The organism is Aeromonas sp. 600282 (genome assembly GCF_049175755.1).
Taxonomy (GTDB): domain Bacteria; phylum Pseudomonadota; class Gammaproteobacteria; order Enterobacterales; family Aeromonadaceae; genus Aeromonas; species Aeromonas veronii_A.
In genome coordinates this window covers 58607-72570 of the sequence record NZ_JAAKVR010000020.1, presented here as the reverse complement: position 1 = coordinate 72570, position 13964 = coordinate 58607, and the positions used below count along the sequence as shown (strand labels likewise).

Annotated in this window: 12 protein-coding genes; 9 read left to right on the top strand and 3 right to left on the bottom strand. The window is 59.6% G+C overall.

Going from position 1 to position 13964, the window contains the following annotated elements; all coding sequences use genetic code 11:
- The first annotated feature begins 14 nt into the window (after positions 1–14).
- Both trkA and G5137_RS17670 read left to right on the top strand, forming a co-directional pair.
- Positions 15–1391, top strand: coding sequence for a Trk system potassium transporter TrkA (gene trkA / locus G5137_RS17675; protein ID WP_005339689.1), 1377 nt, complete (start codon positions 15–17; stop codon positions 1389–1391).
- Between the two features lie 96 nt (positions 1392–1487).
- The gene (locus G5137_RS17670) at positions 1488–2930 is read left to right on the top strand and encodes a TrkH family potassium uptake protein (RefSeq protein WP_216952300.1); all 1443 of its coding nucleotides are present in this window, start codon (positions 1488–1490) and stop codon (positions 2928–2930) included.
- Positions 2931–3169: 239 nt separating this feature from the next.
- Here the strand turns inward: G5137_RS17670 and typA are convergent, their stop codons facing one another.
- Positions 3170–4981 (bottom strand): translational GTPase TypA, encoded by a 1812-nt coding sequence (gene typA, locus G5137_RS17665; protein WP_106844305.1) that lies wholly within the window; start codon positions 4979–4981, stop codon positions 3170–3172.
- Between the two features lie 351 nt (positions 4982–5332).
- On the opposite strand from typA, the gene glnA reads away from it, so the two are divergent.
- The 6 genes from glnA to G5137_RS17635 all read left to right on the top strand — a co-directional run bounded on the left by glnA (position 5333) and on the right by G5137_RS17635 (position 11647).
- Positions 5333–6742: a glutamate--ammonia ligase gene (glnA, locus tag G5137_RS17660; RefSeq protein WP_005339672.1), complete on the top strand. Its 1410-nt coding sequence runs from the start codon at positions 5333–5335 to the stop codon at positions 6740–6742.
- Between the two features lie 115 nt (positions 6743–6857).
- A complete protein-coding gene (locus G5137_RS17655) occupies positions 6858–7439 on the top strand; it encodes a DUF4124 domain-containing protein (RefSeq protein WP_421212419.1) in 582 nt (193 codons plus the stop codon).
- An 80-nt stretch (positions 7440–7519) separates the two neighbouring features.
- Complete coding sequence (glnL, locus tag G5137_RS17650) at positions 7520–8575, top strand: nitrogen regulation protein NR(II) (RefSeq protein WP_005356202.1); 1056 nt, start codon at positions 7520–7522, stop codon at positions 8573–8575.
- A 9-nt stretch (positions 8576–8584) separates the two neighbouring features.
- Positions 8585–10003, top strand: coding sequence for a nitrogen regulation protein NR(I) (glnG, locus tag G5137_RS17645; protein ID WP_005339666.1), 1419 nt, complete (start codon positions 8585–8587; stop codon positions 10001–10003).
- 141 nt (positions 10004–10144) lie between these two features.
- The gene (gene add / locus G5137_RS17640) at positions 10145–11146 is read left to right on the top strand and encodes an adenosine deaminase (RefSeq protein WP_236095642.1); all 1002 of its coding nucleotides are present in this window, start codon (positions 10145–10147) and stop codon (positions 11144–11146) included.
- Positions 11147–11350: 204 nt separating this feature from the next.
- On the top strand, positions 11351–11647 hold the full coding sequence (locus G5137_RS17635) for a hypothetical protein (protein WP_421206314.1): 297 nt from the start codon (positions 11351–11353) through the stop codon (positions 11645–11647).
- Between the two features lie 66 nt (positions 11648–11713).
- On the opposite strand, the gene rmuC is transcribed toward G5137_RS17635, so the two are convergent.
- Together rmuC and G5137_RS17625 are read right to left on the bottom strand one after the other, a co-directional pair.
- Positions 11714–13054: a DNA recombination protein RmuC gene (rmuC, locus tag G5137_RS17630; RefSeq protein WP_236095644.1), complete on the bottom strand. Its 1341-nt coding sequence runs from the start codon at positions 13052–13054 to the stop codon at positions 11714–11716.
- Positions 13051–13266 carry a hypothetical protein gene (locus tag G5137_RS17625; RefSeq protein WP_033114762.1) on the bottom strand — a complete coding sequence of 72 codons (216 nt, stop codon included), beginning with the start codon at positions 13264–13266 and terminating at the stop codon, positions 13051–13053. Before G5137_RS17625 ends, rmuC begins: the two co-directional genes overlap by 4 nt.
- Before the next feature lie 140 nt (positions 13267–13406).
- On the opposite strand from G5137_RS17625, the gene G5137_RS17620 reads away from it, so the two are divergent.
- Entirely contained in the window at positions 13407–13928 is a 522-nt protein-coding gene (locus tag G5137_RS17620; RefSeq protein WP_216952305.1) for a ferredoxin-type protein NapF, read from the top strand.
- The last annotated feature ends 36 nt before the right edge of the window (positions 13929–13964 follow it).

Below are 13964 nucleotides of genomic sequence, written 5' to 3'. Positions count from 1 at the left end.
AGTAGACGTTCCCTATGAAAATCATCATTTTGGGAGCCGGCCAAGTCGGCGGCACCCTGGCCGAGAACCTGGCCGGGGAGAACAACGACATCACCATCGTCGACACCGACAGCGAGCGCCTGCGCGAACTGCAGGACAAGTTTGACCTGCGGGTAGTCAACGGGCACGGCGCCCACCCCAAGGTGCTGCGCGAAGCGGGGGCTCAGGATGCCGACATGCTGGTCGCCGTCACCAACAGTGACGAGACCAACATGATCGCCTGTCAGGTGGCCTACTCCCTGTTCAACACCCCGAACAAGGTGGCGCGGATCCGCTCACCAGCCTATCTAACCGAACGGGATCGCCTGTTCCTGCCGGAATCGGTGCCGGTGGATCACCTGATCGCGCCGGAGCAGCTGGTGACCGACTATGTTCGTCGCCTGATCGAGTATCCGGGTGCCCTGCAAGTGGTTGATTTCGCTGGTGGCCGCGTCGGTCTCGTGGCGGTCAAGGCCTACTACGGCGGCCCGCTGGTAGGTAACGCCCTCTCCACCCTGCGCGAGCACATGCCCAACATCGAGACCCGGGTAGCGGCCATCTTCCGTCAGGGCCGCCCGATCCGTCCGCAAGGCACCACCATCATCGAAGCGGATGACGAGGTCTTCTTCGTCGCCGCCGCGGGCCATATCCGTGCCGTGATGTCTGAGCTGCAGCGCCTCGAGAGCCCCTACCGCCGCATCATGATCGTCGGTGGTGGCAACATCGGCGCCGGCCTCGCCCGTCAGCTGGAGAAGCGCTACAGCGTCAAGCTTATCGAGCGCAACCAGAAGCGGGCGGAGCAGCTCTCCGAACTGCTGGAGAACACCATCGTCTTCTGCGGCGATGCGGCGGATCAGGAGCTGCTGGCCGAGGAGCATATCGATCAAATTGACGTCTTCATCGCCGTGACTAACGAGGATGAGGCCAACATCATGTCGGCGCTGCTCGCCAAGAAGATGGGCGCCAAGAAGACCATGGTGCTGATCCAGCGCGGCGCCTACGTCGATCTGGTGCAGGGTGGCTCCATCGATATCGCCATCTCGCCCCAACAGGCCACCATCTCGGCCCTGCTGACCCATGTGCGCCGGGCCGATATCGCCAACGTCTACAGCCTGCGCCGCGGCGCTGCCGAGGCGATCGAAGCGATTGCCCACGGTGACGAGAACACCTCCAAGGTGGTCGGCAAGACGGTGGGCGAGCTCAAGCTGCCGCCGGGTACCACTATCGGTGCCGTAGTGCGCGGGGATGAGGTGCTGATCGCCCACGATCGTACCAAGATCCAGCAGGATGACCACGTGGTCATGTTCCTGGTGGACAAGAAGTACATCCCGGAAGTGGAGCGGCTGTTCCAGCCAAGCCCCTTCTTCCTGTAACGTCTTCATGCGCACAGGCTGTCAAACCAGACCCGGCTCAGCTCCTCCAAGGGGATGGTCCGGGTCTTTTGTTAATCAACGACCAGGTTATCGAACATGATCAAACTGCGTCCCATTATCTTCACCCTCGGGCTGGTGCTCTCCAAGCTGGCGCTCTTCATGTGGCTGCCCACCTTGCTGGCACTGCTCACCGGGTCAGAGGGATTTGTCGAGTTTCTCAAGTCCGTGCTGATCACCCACGGCGCCGCCCTGCTCTGCCTCCATTACGGCCGCAAGGCGGAGTTTCATCTGGGGGTGCGGGAGATGTTCCTGCTCACCACCTCGGTTTGGGTGGTTGCCTGTATCTTCGGGGCGCTGCCCTTTGTCTTCATCACCCACATCAACTTTACCGACGCCTACTTCGAGACCATGTCGGGGGTGACCACCACGGGCTCTACCGTGCTCTCCGGCCTCGACAACATGGCCCACAGCATCCTGTTGTGGCGATCCATCCTACAGTGGCTGGGGGGGGTCGGCTTTATCGTGATGGCGGTTGCCGTACTGCCCTATCTCAACGTCGGCGGCATGAAGCTGTTCCAGACCGAGAGCTCGGACTGGTCAGACAAAAGCGCCCCGCGTGCCAAGACGGTCGCCAACAACATCGTTGTGGTCTATCTGGTGCTCTCCATGCTCTGCTTCATGGCCTACTGGGCCAGCGGCATGAATATGTTCGAGGCGATCAACCACGCCATGACCACCCTCAGTACCGGCGGCTACTCCACCTCCGATCAATCCATGTCCCACTTCTCCAACTCGGCACACTGGATTGGCACCCTGTTCATGTTCCTCGGCGGCCTGCCCTTTCTACTCTATGTGCAGAGCCTCAACCACAGGGACTACAGCCTGCTCAAGGATGCCCAGGTGCGCGGCTTCTTCTGGCTGGTGGTGTGGGTCACAGTCATCATGACCTTCTATCTGTGGGAGAGAGATCTGTTCGGCTTCTGGGATGCCCTGCGCATCAGCTGCTTCAACATCGTCTCGGTACTCACCACCACCGGCTATGGTCTTGGTGACTTCGGCACCTGGGGGCCGCTCGCCAGCATCGTCTTCATCGTGCTGCTGGCTCTTGGGGCCTGCTCTGGCTCCACTGCGGGCGGCCTCAAGATCTTCCGGGTACAAGTGGCCTTTGCCCTGTTCAAGAAGCAGATGCGCCAACTGATGCACCCTTCCGGCGTATTTCCCCAGAAGTACAACGGCCGGACAGTCAATGACGCCATCATCCGCTCAATGATCTCCTTCGTGCTGGCCTACTTCGCCATCATTCTGATGATAGCCGCACTGCTGGGCGCCATCGGGCTTGACCCCCTGACAGCCATATCCAGCTCCATCACCGCCGTTGCCAACGTCGGCCCGGGCATGGGCCCGGTGGTCGGCCCCAGCACCAACTTTGCCAGCCTGCCGGAATCGGCCAAATGGCTGCTGTCATTCGGCATGCTGCTGGGACGACTGGAGATCCTGACGGTCGCCGTGCTCTTCTTCCCCTCCTTCTGGCGCCAGTAACGCTCACCGTAAGCAAGCAAAAAGCCGCAGCGTTCACCCGCTGCGGCTTTTTTATCTCGTCCATCCCCACGACTTTCCCTCAACGCTCATCAGCCCCATTACCGGTGGCCTGAACGACCTCATCGGCATGGCCAGAGCGGATCACAAGCATAAAAAAACGGACCCAAACCAGAGGTTTGGGTCCGTTTATCAGTGAACCGTCAGCGGCCGCGAGGGCTGCCGAGACTCAACACATGGCATTAACCACGGCCAGAGCGCTTACGATCCAGCTCGGTCAGCAATTTCTTGCGGATACGGATGTTCTTCGGAGTCACTTCTACCAGTTCATCGTTATCGATGAACTCGAGAGCCTGTTCCAGAGTCATGCGGATCGGCGGAGTCAGAACCTGAGCTTCGTCGGTACCGGAGGCACGCATGTTGGTCAGCTGTTTGCCTTTCAGGCAGTTAACAGTCAGGTCGTTGGAACGGGAGTGAATACCGATCACCTGACCTTCGTACACTTCGGTCGCGTGACCGATGAACAGACGACCGCGGTCTTGCAGACCGAACAGGGCGTAAGTCAGTGCCTTACCGGTAGCGTTGGAGATCAGCACGCCGTTCTGACGCTCACCAATGCTGCCACCCTTGTGCGGACCATAGTGGTCGAAGGTGTGGTACAGCAGACCGGTACCTGAGGTCATGGTCATGAACTCGGTCTGGAAGCCGATCAGGCCACGGCTCGGGATCATGAAGTCCAGGCGGACACGACCCTTGCCATCCGGGGTCATGTTGGTCATTTCGCCTTTACGCAGACCCAGCTGCTCCATCACGGAACCTTGGTGCGCTTCTTCAACGTCCACAGTTACAGTTTCGAACGGTTCTTGCAGTTCGCCGTCAACGGTACGCAGGATTACTTCCGGACGGGATACCGCCAGCTCGTAACCTTCGCGACGCATGTTTTCGATCAGGATGGAGAGGTGCAGTTCACCACGACCGGATACACGGAACTTGTCCGGATCATCAGTCTCTTCCACGCGCAGGGCCACGTTGTGGACCAGCTCCTGGTTCAGACGCTCCAGAATGTTGCGGGAGGTCACGAACTTGCCCTCTTTACCGGCGAACGGTGAAGTGTTGACCTGGAAGGTCATGTTCACGGTCGGCTCGTCAACGGAGAGCGGCGGCAGGGCTTCAACGGCACCGTTGTCACAGATGGTGTCGGAGATTTTCAGCTCGCCCAGACCGGTGATAGCGATGATGTCACCCGCTTGCGCGTCGGCAACTTCAGTACGGGACAGACCCAGGTAACCCAGCACCTGACCGACTTTACCGTTACGGGTCTTGCCGTCAGCACCAACGATGGTGACTTGCTGGTTGGTCTTGACGCGACCACGAGTGATGCGGCCGATACCGATAACGCCCACGTAGGAGTTGTAGTCCAGCTGGGAGATCTGCATCTGGAAACCACCTTCGGCATCAGCCTTCGGCGCTTCAACGTTGTCAACGATGGCCTGGAACAGCGGCTCCATGTTCTCGGACTCGACGTCCTGATCCATGGTGGCCCAACCGTTCAGTGCAGAGGCGTAAACAACTTTGAAATCCAGCTGTTCGTCAGTCGCGCCCAGGTTGTCGAACAGGTCGAATACCTGATCCATTACCCAGTCAGGACGAGCACCCGGACGGTCAACCTTGTTGATGACCACGATCGGCTTCAGACCCTGAGCGAACGCTTTCTGGGTCACGAAACGGGTTTGCGGCATCGGGCCGTCTACGGCGTCAACCAGCAGCAGCACGGAGTCAACCATGGACAGTACGCGCTCTACTTCACCACCGAAGTCGGCGTGACCCGGGGTATCAACGATGTTGATGCGGTAGTCATTCCAGCGGATCGCAGTGTTCTTGGCGAGAATGGTGATGCCACGTTCCCGTTCCAGATCATTGGAGTCCATGATCCGTTCCTGGCCTTCCGTGGAGCGGTCCAGGGTGCCGGACTGCTGCAGCAGCTTATCAACCAGAGTCGTTTTGCCGTGGTCAACGTGCGCAATAATCGCAATATTGCGTAAATTCTCTAACATTCTCGCCTCAATCACCGGGTAAAATTGGGCGCTAATTGTACTCTTGCCTTTGTGATCTGCCTAGCAGAATTGCAGTACATTCGCGCATAACAACAGATCTGGATCATAGACCTCTCTGACAAACCCTGCTTAGATGGGCGGTGACCGTATTTCGCGCACCATTACAGTGCACCAAAACGATCCACCATCGCACTAAATTGATGCAACGCGAGTCGAGATCGCCTGATTTTGGGGAGCCTCTTCAGCGAGATTGCCCTGAAATCAAGCTGTCACAAACTTGGCACGATACTGGCTTATGTGAATACGACGACGCATTCACCCAGAGAGTTTTAACACCGGAGGTTACTTAGCATGTCAGCCCAGAACGTTTTGGCCCTGATCCAGGAACACGAAGTCAAGTTTGTTGATCTGCGCTTTACCGACACCAAGGGTAAAGAGCAGCATGTATCCATCCCTGCTCATCAGGTTGATGAAGATTTCTTCGAAGACGGCAAGATGTTCGATGGTTCCTCCATCGGCGGCTGGAAGGGCATCAACGAATCCGACATGGTACTGATGCCGGACGCAGCCTCCGCCAAGCTGGACCCGTTCACCGAAGAGACCACCCTGAACATCGTTTGTGACGTACTGGAGCCTGCCACCATGCAGGGCTACGACCGCGATCCGCGCTCCATCGCCAAGCGTGCAGAAGATTTCCTGAAGTCCAGCGGCATCGCTGACACCGTGCTGTTCGGGCCGGAGCCGGAATTCTTCATGTTCGACAACATCACCTTCTCCAACACCATGGGCCACAGCTTCGTGAAAATCGAATCTGAAGAAGCCGCATGGAACTCCGGCACTGCCTATGAGCATGGCAACAAGGGTCACCGTCCGTTCGTGAAAGGCGGTTACTTCCCGGTTGCACCGGTCGACTCCTCCCAGGATATCCGTGCCGCCATGTGTCTGGTGCTGGAAGAGATGGGCCAGGTCGTTGAAGCTCACCACCACGAAGTGGCCACTGCCGGTCAGAACGAGATCGCTACCCGCTTCAACACTCTTACGCTGAAAGCAGATGAAGTACAGGTACTGAAGTACGTGATCCACAACGTGGCCCACGCCTACAACAAGACCGTCACCTTCATGCCGAAACCCATGTTCGGTGACAACGGCTCCGGCATGCACTGCCACCAGTCTCTGGCCAAGAACGGCGTCAACCTGTTCGCCGGGGACCTGTATGGCGGTCTGTCCGAGATGGCGCTGCACTACATTGGCGGTATCATCAAGCACGCCAAGGCCATCAACGCCTTCGCCAACCCGACCACCAACTCCTACAAGCGTCTGGTTCCGGGTTATGAAGCACCGGTCATGCTGGCCTACTCTGCCCGCAACCGTTCTGCCTCCATCCGTATCCCGGTGGTACCGAGCCCGAAAGCTCGTCGTATCGAAGTGCGCTTCCCGGATCCGGCTGCCAACCCGTACCTGGCCTTCGCAGCCCAGCTGATGGCCGGTCTGGACGGTATCATCAACAAGATCCATCCGGGCGATGCCATGGACAAGAACTTGTACGACCTGCCGCCGGAAGAGGCTGCAGAAGTGCCGACCGTTGCTGGCTCTCTGGACGAAGCCCTGGCAGCTCTGGATGCTGACCGCGAGTTCCTGACCCGTGGCGGCGTGTTCAGCGATGACTTCATCAACTCCTATCTGGAACTGAAACAGCAGGATGTTGACCGTGTGCGCATGACCCCGCACCCGCTGGAGTTCGAACTGTACTACTCCGTCTAAGTCGCAGCAGACAGCCCATTTAGATTGGGGCAGCTTGCCGAATCGTGACAAAACCCGCCAGATGGCGGGTTTTTTCTCTGATAGGATTAAGCAAGATACCGTCAAGGAGAGATGGATGAACAAGATACATGGCATAGGAGCAATTACCCTCCTGTTACTGACCTCATTCAGTACTCATGCGGCCAAGGTCTACTCCTGGGTCGATGGCAATGGCATTACCCACTACACGGATGCCCCTCCTCCCGGCAAAAACGTAAAGGAGGTGGATCTGCGGGCTGCTCCCCTGCTGGGTAGCGCCCCCAGCTCGGTACAGGTAGACAACTTCAACAGCCTGACTGGCGCCGATGTCAAGAAGGAGCAGGAGGCGGCCAAACTGGTGATCGAGCTGCTCTCCCCTGAACAGGGCAGCACCCTGCGCGACAACACAGGCAATATCGTCTTTCAGGGTCAAATCAGCCCCAAACCGCCAACCCAGTATGATGTGCGCCTGACTCTGGATGGCAAGGCAGCCCCCATCGTCAGCAACAGCCTCTCTATCCGGGTCGAAAATGTCGATCGCGGTGCCCACGAAGCTCAGCTCGAGCTGCTCGCCAAAGACGGTACGATCCTTGCTAAATCTACACCAGTCACCTTTTACCTGCATAGAGCGACCGTGACTCCGGCTCCCAAACCCACCCCCAAAGCCAACCAAGGGTGATATAGCGCACCGATGCGGGTAAACTCTATGCACCATATCGGTGCATAATAGGTGTGTAGCACCGTTTTAGGGAGAAACCTGTGCCAACCCGCTCGGACAACGCCAAAACACTCTTGGATAATTTGCTGACCGCCGTGATCCTGATGGATGAACGGCTCTGCATCCAATTCGTCAACCCGGCGGCTGAACAGCTGCTCTCCCTCAGTGAACGCCGGCTGATCGGCATCGAACTGCCTCATCTGCTGGAACATATCTCCCTCGATTTGCAACGGCTCAAGCAGTGCCTCGTTTCAGGGCAAGGCTTTACCGATAGCGAAGTGACTCTGGTGGTAGAGGGAGAACCGCGACTGGTGGAGCTGAGCGCTACCCCCATGGCCGACCACGAACAGCGTCTGCTGGTCGTGGAGCTGCGCAAGATCGACCAGCAGAAGAAGATCAGTCAGGAGCAGCAGCAACATGCCCAGCAGCTGGCGGCCAAGGAGCTGGTGCGCGGCCTGGCACACGAAATCAAGAATCCCCTCGGCGGCCTGCGTGGCGCGGCCCAGCTGCTGCAAAAAGAGCTGCCCGACCCGGCGCTGCGCGAATATACCGGCATCATCATCGAACAGGCCGATCGGCTGCGGGTACTGGTCGATCGCCTGCTCGGCCCCCAGCGCCCCGGCCGTCACCAGATGCACAATGTCCATTCGGTACTGGAACAGGTACGCCGACTGGTGGAGCTCGAACTCCCTCCCTCTGTTCGCATCGAGCGGGATTACGATCCCAGCATCCCCGAATTCGAGATGGAGCCGGATCAGCTGCAGCAGGCGTTTCTCAACATAGTGCGCAACGCCGCCGAAGCACTGGGCGATCAGACCGGGCTTATCCGTATCAAGACCCGCACCGCGTTCCAGATCACCATCCACGGCCAGCGCTACCGGCTGGCGGCGGAGATCAAGATCATCGACAACGGCCCCGGCATTCCCGATGCCATTCGCGACACCCTGTTCTACCCCATGATCACCGGCAAGGAGGGGGGAACCGGGCTCGGCCTCTCCATCGCCCAGAACCTGATCGACCAGCACAAGGGGCGGATTGACTGCATCAGCTGGCCGGGTCACACCGAATTCACCATTTTTCTACCGCTTCGCAAGTAAGGGAACCCCATGACCGCCAAAGTGTGGATCGTCGATGACGACAGTTCTATCCGCTGGGTGCTGGAGCGCACTCTCGGCAGCGAAGGCTTCAACTGCGAGAGCTTTGCCGATGGCGAAGCCCTGCTGCACGCCCTTGAGCTGCGATCGCCCGATGTCATCCTCTCCGATATCCGGATGCCCGGCATCGATGGTTTGAGCCTGCTGGAGCAGATCCACCGCCGTCAGGCCGATCTGCCCATCATCATCATGACCGCCCACTCGGATCTCGACAGCGCGGTCAACGCCTACCAGCGCGGCGCCTTCGAGTACCTGCCCAAACCGTTCGACATCGACGAAGCCGTGACCCTGGTGCGCCGCGCCGAGAATCATCTCAAGGAGCAGCGCACCAAGCGCAAGTCTCGTCAGCAAGAAGCCACCGCCACTCCCGAAATCATCGGTGAGGCACCGGCGATGCAGGAGGTGTTCCGCGCCATAGGCCGCCTGTCACGCTCCAGCATCTCGGTGCTGATCAACGGTCAGAGCGGTACCGGCAAGGAGCTGGTCGCCCACGCCCTGCACAAGCACAGCCCGCGCGCCCACAAGAACTTTATCGCCCTCAACATGGCGGCTATCCCGAAAGATCTCATCGAATCCGAGCTGTTCGGTCACGAGAAGGGGGCCTTCACCGGCGCCAACAACATCCGCCACGGCCGCTTCGAGCAGGCCGACGGTGGCACCCTGTTTCTCGACGAGATCGGTGACATGCCGCTGGATGTGCAGACTCGGCTGCTGCGGGTCTTGGCCGATGGCCAGTTCTACCGGGTCGGTGGCCACCAGCCGGTGCAGGTGGATGTACGGATCATCGCCGCCACCCACCAGAATCTGGAGAAACGGGTCGCCGATGGCGAGTTTCGCGAGGATCTGTTCCACCGTCTCAACGTCATCCGCATCCACATCCCCGCCCTCAAGGAGCGCCGTGAGGACATCCCCCAGCTGGCACGTCACTTCCTGCTGCGCGCCGCCAAAGAGCTGAACGTCGAGGCCAAGAGCCTGCACCCGGATACCCAGGCCTATATCAGCCGCCTGCCCTGGCCGGGCAACGTGCGCCAGCTGGAGAACGTCTGCCGCTGGCTTACCGTGATGGCCTCGGGGCAAGAAGTGCTGGTCGGCGACCTGCCTGCCGAGCTGCTCACTCCCATCACCCACAACGCCGAACCGGGCCAACCGGCGTTGCCCGGTTGCTGGCAGCAACAGTTGCAAGAGTGGGTGGCCAGCAAGCTGGCGCTGGGAGAGACAGACATCCTGGCAGATGCCATGCCTCAGTTCGAACGGATCATGCTGGAAACGGCGCTGGAACACACCCACGGCCACAAGCAGGAGGCGGCGCGCCTGCTCGGTTGGGGTCGCAACACCCTGACCCGCAAGCTGAAGGAACTCGATCTCTCCTGAGTCCCGGGGAAAAACGATTCCCATCACGCCCTGACAAATCACCGCCCGCCAGAACCCCGTTTAACGATAAACGGGGTATCTTTTTTGAAAGCCCCGCCTAGAATGGCAGGCTTTCAAACCTGACTCGACGAGGGCGCCCCCATGATTGACAGATCTCTCCCCCTGACCGACCTGCACCGCCATCTGGACGGCAACATCCGCCCGCAAACCATCCTCGAGCTGGGTCGCCAACACAACATTCAGTTGCCCGCCTTCGAGCTGGAGGCGCTGCGCCCCCACGTACAGATTGTCGAGAACGAGCCGAGCCTGGTCGCCTTCCTGAAGAAGCTGGACTGGGGTGTTGCCGTGCTGGCCGACTATGATGCCTGCCGCCGGGTCGCCTACGAGAACGTGGAAGATCTGCTGCGCGCCGGTATCGACTATGCCGAACTGCGTTTCAGTCCGGCCTATATGGCGATGGCCCACAAGCTGCACCCGCAGGGCGTGGTAGAAGCCATCATCGACGGCGTGGCCGCGGGCAGCCGCGATTTCGGTATCAAGACCAACCTGATCGGCATCATGAGCCGCACCTTCGGCACCGAGCAGTGCAATCGGGAGCTGGCCGCCTGTCTGGCCCACCGCGACAAGCTGGTCGCCATCGATCTGGCCGGTGACGAGCTGGGTTTCCCGGGGGAACTCTTTGTCGATCACTTCCGTCAGGTGCGCGATGCAGGCATGCGCGTCACCGTACACGCAGGTGAAGCCGCTGGCCCCGAGAGCATGTGGCAAGCCATTCGCGAGCTGGGCGCCGAGCGTATCGGCCACGGCGTCAAAGCGATTCAGGATCCGGCCCTGATGGCCTATCTGGCCGAGCACCGCATCGGCATCGAATCCTGCCTCACCTCCAACGTCCAGACCACCACAGTGGCGAGCCTGACCGAACACCCGATCCGCCAGTTCCTGGCCGCTGGCGTGCTGGCTTGCCTCAACACCGACGATCCGGCGGTGGAAGGGATCGACCTGCCCCACGAATATGAAGTGGCCGCTCCGGCCGCCGGCATGACCGCGAGCGAAATCCGCACCGCCCAGCAGAACGGCCTGACCCTGGCCTTCCTGAGCGATAGCGAGAAAGCCGAGCTGAGCGCCCGCGCCGCCAGCCGCTGATCCACACCGGCACTGCAAATAGAAACGGCCCACTTCGGTGGGCCGTTTCTATTTGCCTGTTACATGGTCAGACATAAAACCAAAAGCCTCACATGACGAATTCGCCAATGAAAAACCATTATAAACAATGAGTTGAGCAATACTCCAAACTCCCTCATTCTAATTGCGTAACCGTGAGGTTACTTCTTACAAAGAGGGTTTTTGATGGATATTACACCAGATATTGTTGGGCACTTCCGCGCTTCGTTTTTCGGTCAATTCGGTAAGGAAGATACATACCCTACCGAGAAAGTTATCTTCGCCTTGCAAGAAGCGAGCTATGAGACAGGGGGTAGCCGTTGGGGGGAATATGGATCGCAGACATTAAAACAACGAGGGATGTTTTATCTCGCAGCTCATATATTGACTCAACCAACCAGTGCAGTTCTAAAAACAACCAGCTTTGGCCAGCAATACCAAAAACTCAGAAGACGAGTGGGAATGGGAGCCATCGCCTGTTAACAAAGTTAAATGGCAAAAGGCCCAAACCGGGGTTGGACCTTTTGCGGATGGCGATGCAGGGAAAAACTACTCCCGCTCCTTGTCGCGTTCCAGCGCGCGCTCAACTAGCGGCTCGGGTAGGCTCTTTGTTACCTCCACCCCCAGCTCGCGGAAACGCTCGACCTGCGCAATCAGGTTGCCACGGCCGTTGACCAGCCGTCCCATCGCCTTGTCGTAGCTCTCCTGCGCCTTGTGCAGGCTGCCGCCCATCTGCTGCATCTCCTCGACAAACAGCCGCAGCTTCTCGTAGAGGCGACCGGCCCGTTCGGCAATCTGGCGGGCATTCTGGTTCTGCCGCTCGTAGCGCCACAGGTTTTCGATGGTGCGCAGAGCCACCATGAGATTGGTGGGGCTCACCAGCAGGATATTGTTGTCGAGACCGTAACGCACCAGCGAGGGATCGGCCTCCATCGCGGTGAGGAAGGCGGGCTCCACCGCCACGAACATCAGCACATAGTCGAGGGTGCGCACCCCGGGCAACTGCTGATAATCCTTGCGGCCCAGCTCGCGGATGTGGTTGCGCACCGAGGCGACGTGCTCCTTGAGCGCCACAGCCTTCTCCAGCTCGTCCCCGGCGTTATACCAGCGCTCGTAGGCGGTCAGCGACACCTTGGCGTCGATGATGATGTCTTTTTCCTGCGGCAGGTGGACAATCACATCGGGCTGGTAGCGCTTGCCCTTCTCCACCTCGATATTGACCTGGGTGTGGTACTCGTGGCCCTCGCGCAGGCCGCATTCGCTGAGGATCCGCGCCAACACCACTTCCCCCCAATTGCCCTGTTGCTTGCTGTCGCCCTTGAGGGCGCGGGTCAGGGCCGCAGCCTCTTCGGTCATACGAGCATTGAGCTCGGCGAGGCGCTCCAGCTCGAACTTGAGGCTGTGGCGCTGGGCCGTCTCCTGGGCGTGGGTCTCCCCCACCTGACGACGAAAGCCCTCGAGCTGCTCCTTGAGTGGCGTGAGCAGCAGATCGAGGCTGCTCTGGTTGAGTTCACGGAAGTTGCCGGAGTTTTGCTCGAAGATCCGGTTGGCAAGGTTCTCGAACTGCTGGCTGAGGCGCTGCTCCGCCTCCTGTTGCAGTTGCAGCTTCTCGGCGGCAGCCAGCCGCTCGCTGCGCAGGGTCGCTTCCGCATCCTTGAGTCGGGCGGTGAGTTTGATGAGCAGGGTCTGCTGCTGATCCAGCTTCTGCTGGCCCTGCATGCGCTCATCCTGCAACTCGTCGAAGCGATCCTGCAACGCTTGATGCCGCTCCTGCGCCAGCATCAGCTCCTGAGCCTGTGCCGTGGCGGCCCGTCGCCCGATCAGCCAGCCAAGCCCGAGGGCCAGCACGGCGGCTGGCAGCAGGATGACCCAGAGCCCGGGCTCGATCATTTACGGCTCCGCTGGCGCAGGAAGAGTTCGAGATAGCGGTTGGCCAGCAGCCAGAGCAGCACGTAGATGAGGTAGGCGGCGAGCACCACCCACTTGTGGCTGTTAACCCCGGTATCGAGCTCGACGAACTCGATGCCCTTGATGCGGCAGTAGCCCCACATCAGCAGGGGAAAGATATAGAGCAGGGACGAACGCCAGAGAAATAGCCACATATGTTTTCATTCAACCACGTAAAAAGACCCGCCTAGCTTACACAAGGGCAACTGCGCTTGCGATCCTGACGGCCGCTATTCTCTGGCCTGCTTCCCGAAACTTCGATAAAATTAACCCCTAATAGGTATCAGGGGCGAGCATGACTCACTATTTCCTCCGTTGGCTGACACAAGGTTGGCAAGCTTCCCGCAAGCCCGCAGTGGTTTGCCATGAAGCGCGCCCGCCATGGGCCATCGAGGAGTCCCAGTACCTCTCCCTCTGCAGCCGCTGTGGCGAGTGTTTCAAGGCCTGCCCGCGCGGTCTGCTCAAACCGGCCACCCAGGAGGAGTACGAGGGGAGCCCCATCGCCGGTACGCCGGTACTCGATCTCGCCTGTGGCCAGTGCAGCTACTGCGGCAGCTGCGCCAGAGCCTGTCCCACCGGCGCCCTCGACCTGCAGCTGGGTCGTCAGGTGCAGACCCGGGTGCAGATTGAAGAGAGCTGTCAGGCACGGCAGGGCTTCTACTGCCTGCTCTGTGAAGATGCCTGTCCCCAGCAGGCAATCAAGGCCACAGCCGATGGCATCAACGTCAACATGGATGCCTGCAATGGCTGCGGCGCCTGCGGCCTCGCCTGTCTGCACGGCGCCATCACCCTGATCCGCCAGCCGGGCAATCGCTGACAAACAAAAGGGGCCATCAGGCCCCTTCTATATCTG

What these genes read in the sequence shown, in the direction of transcription:
- typA (WP_106844305.1), bottom strand. Translation starts at nt 4,981, where the DNA reads ATGTTAGAGAATTTACGCAATATTGCGATTATTGCGCACGTTGACCAC.
- glnA (WP_005339672.1), top strand. Translation starts at nt 5,333, where the DNA reads ATGTCAGCCCAGAACGTTTTGGCCCTGATCCAGGAACACGAAGTCAAG.
- G5137_RS17670 (WP_216952300.1), top strand. Translation starts at nt 1,488, where the DNA reads ATGATCAAACTGCGTCCCATTATCTTCACCCTCGGGCTGGTGCTCTCC.
- G5137_RS17655 (WP_421212419.1), top strand. Translation starts at nt 6,858, where the DNA reads ATGAACAAGATACATGGCATAGGAGCAATTACCCTCCTGTTACTGACC.
- rmuC (WP_236095644.1), bottom strand. Translation starts at nt 13,054, where the DNA reads ATGATCGAGCCCGGGCTCTGGGTCATCCTGCTGCCAGCCGCCGTGCTG.
- G5137_RS17620 (WP_216952305.1), top strand. Translation starts at nt 13,407, where the DNA reads ATGACTCACTATTTCCTCCGTTGGCTGACACAAGGTTGGCAAGCTTCC.
- glnG (WP_005339666.1), top strand. Translation starts at nt 8,585, where the DNA reads ATGACCGCCAAAGTGTGGATCGTCGATGACGACAGTTCTATCCGCTGG.
- trkA (WP_005339689.1), top strand. Translation starts at nt 15, where the DNA reads ATGAAAATCATCATTTTGGGAGCCGGCCAAGTCGGCGGCACCCTGGCC.
- G5137_RS17625 (WP_033114762.1), bottom strand. Translation starts at nt 13,266, where the DNA reads ATGTGGCTATTTCTCTGGCGTTCGTCCCTGCTCTATATCTTTCCCCTG.
- add (WP_236095642.1), top strand. Translation starts at nt 10,145, where the DNA reads ATGATTGACAGATCTCTCCCCCTGACCGACCTGCACCGCCATCTGGAC.
- G5137_RS17635 (WP_421206314.1), top strand. Translation starts at nt 11,351, where the DNA reads ATGGATATTACACCAGATATTGTTGGGCACTTCCGCGCTTCGTTTTTC.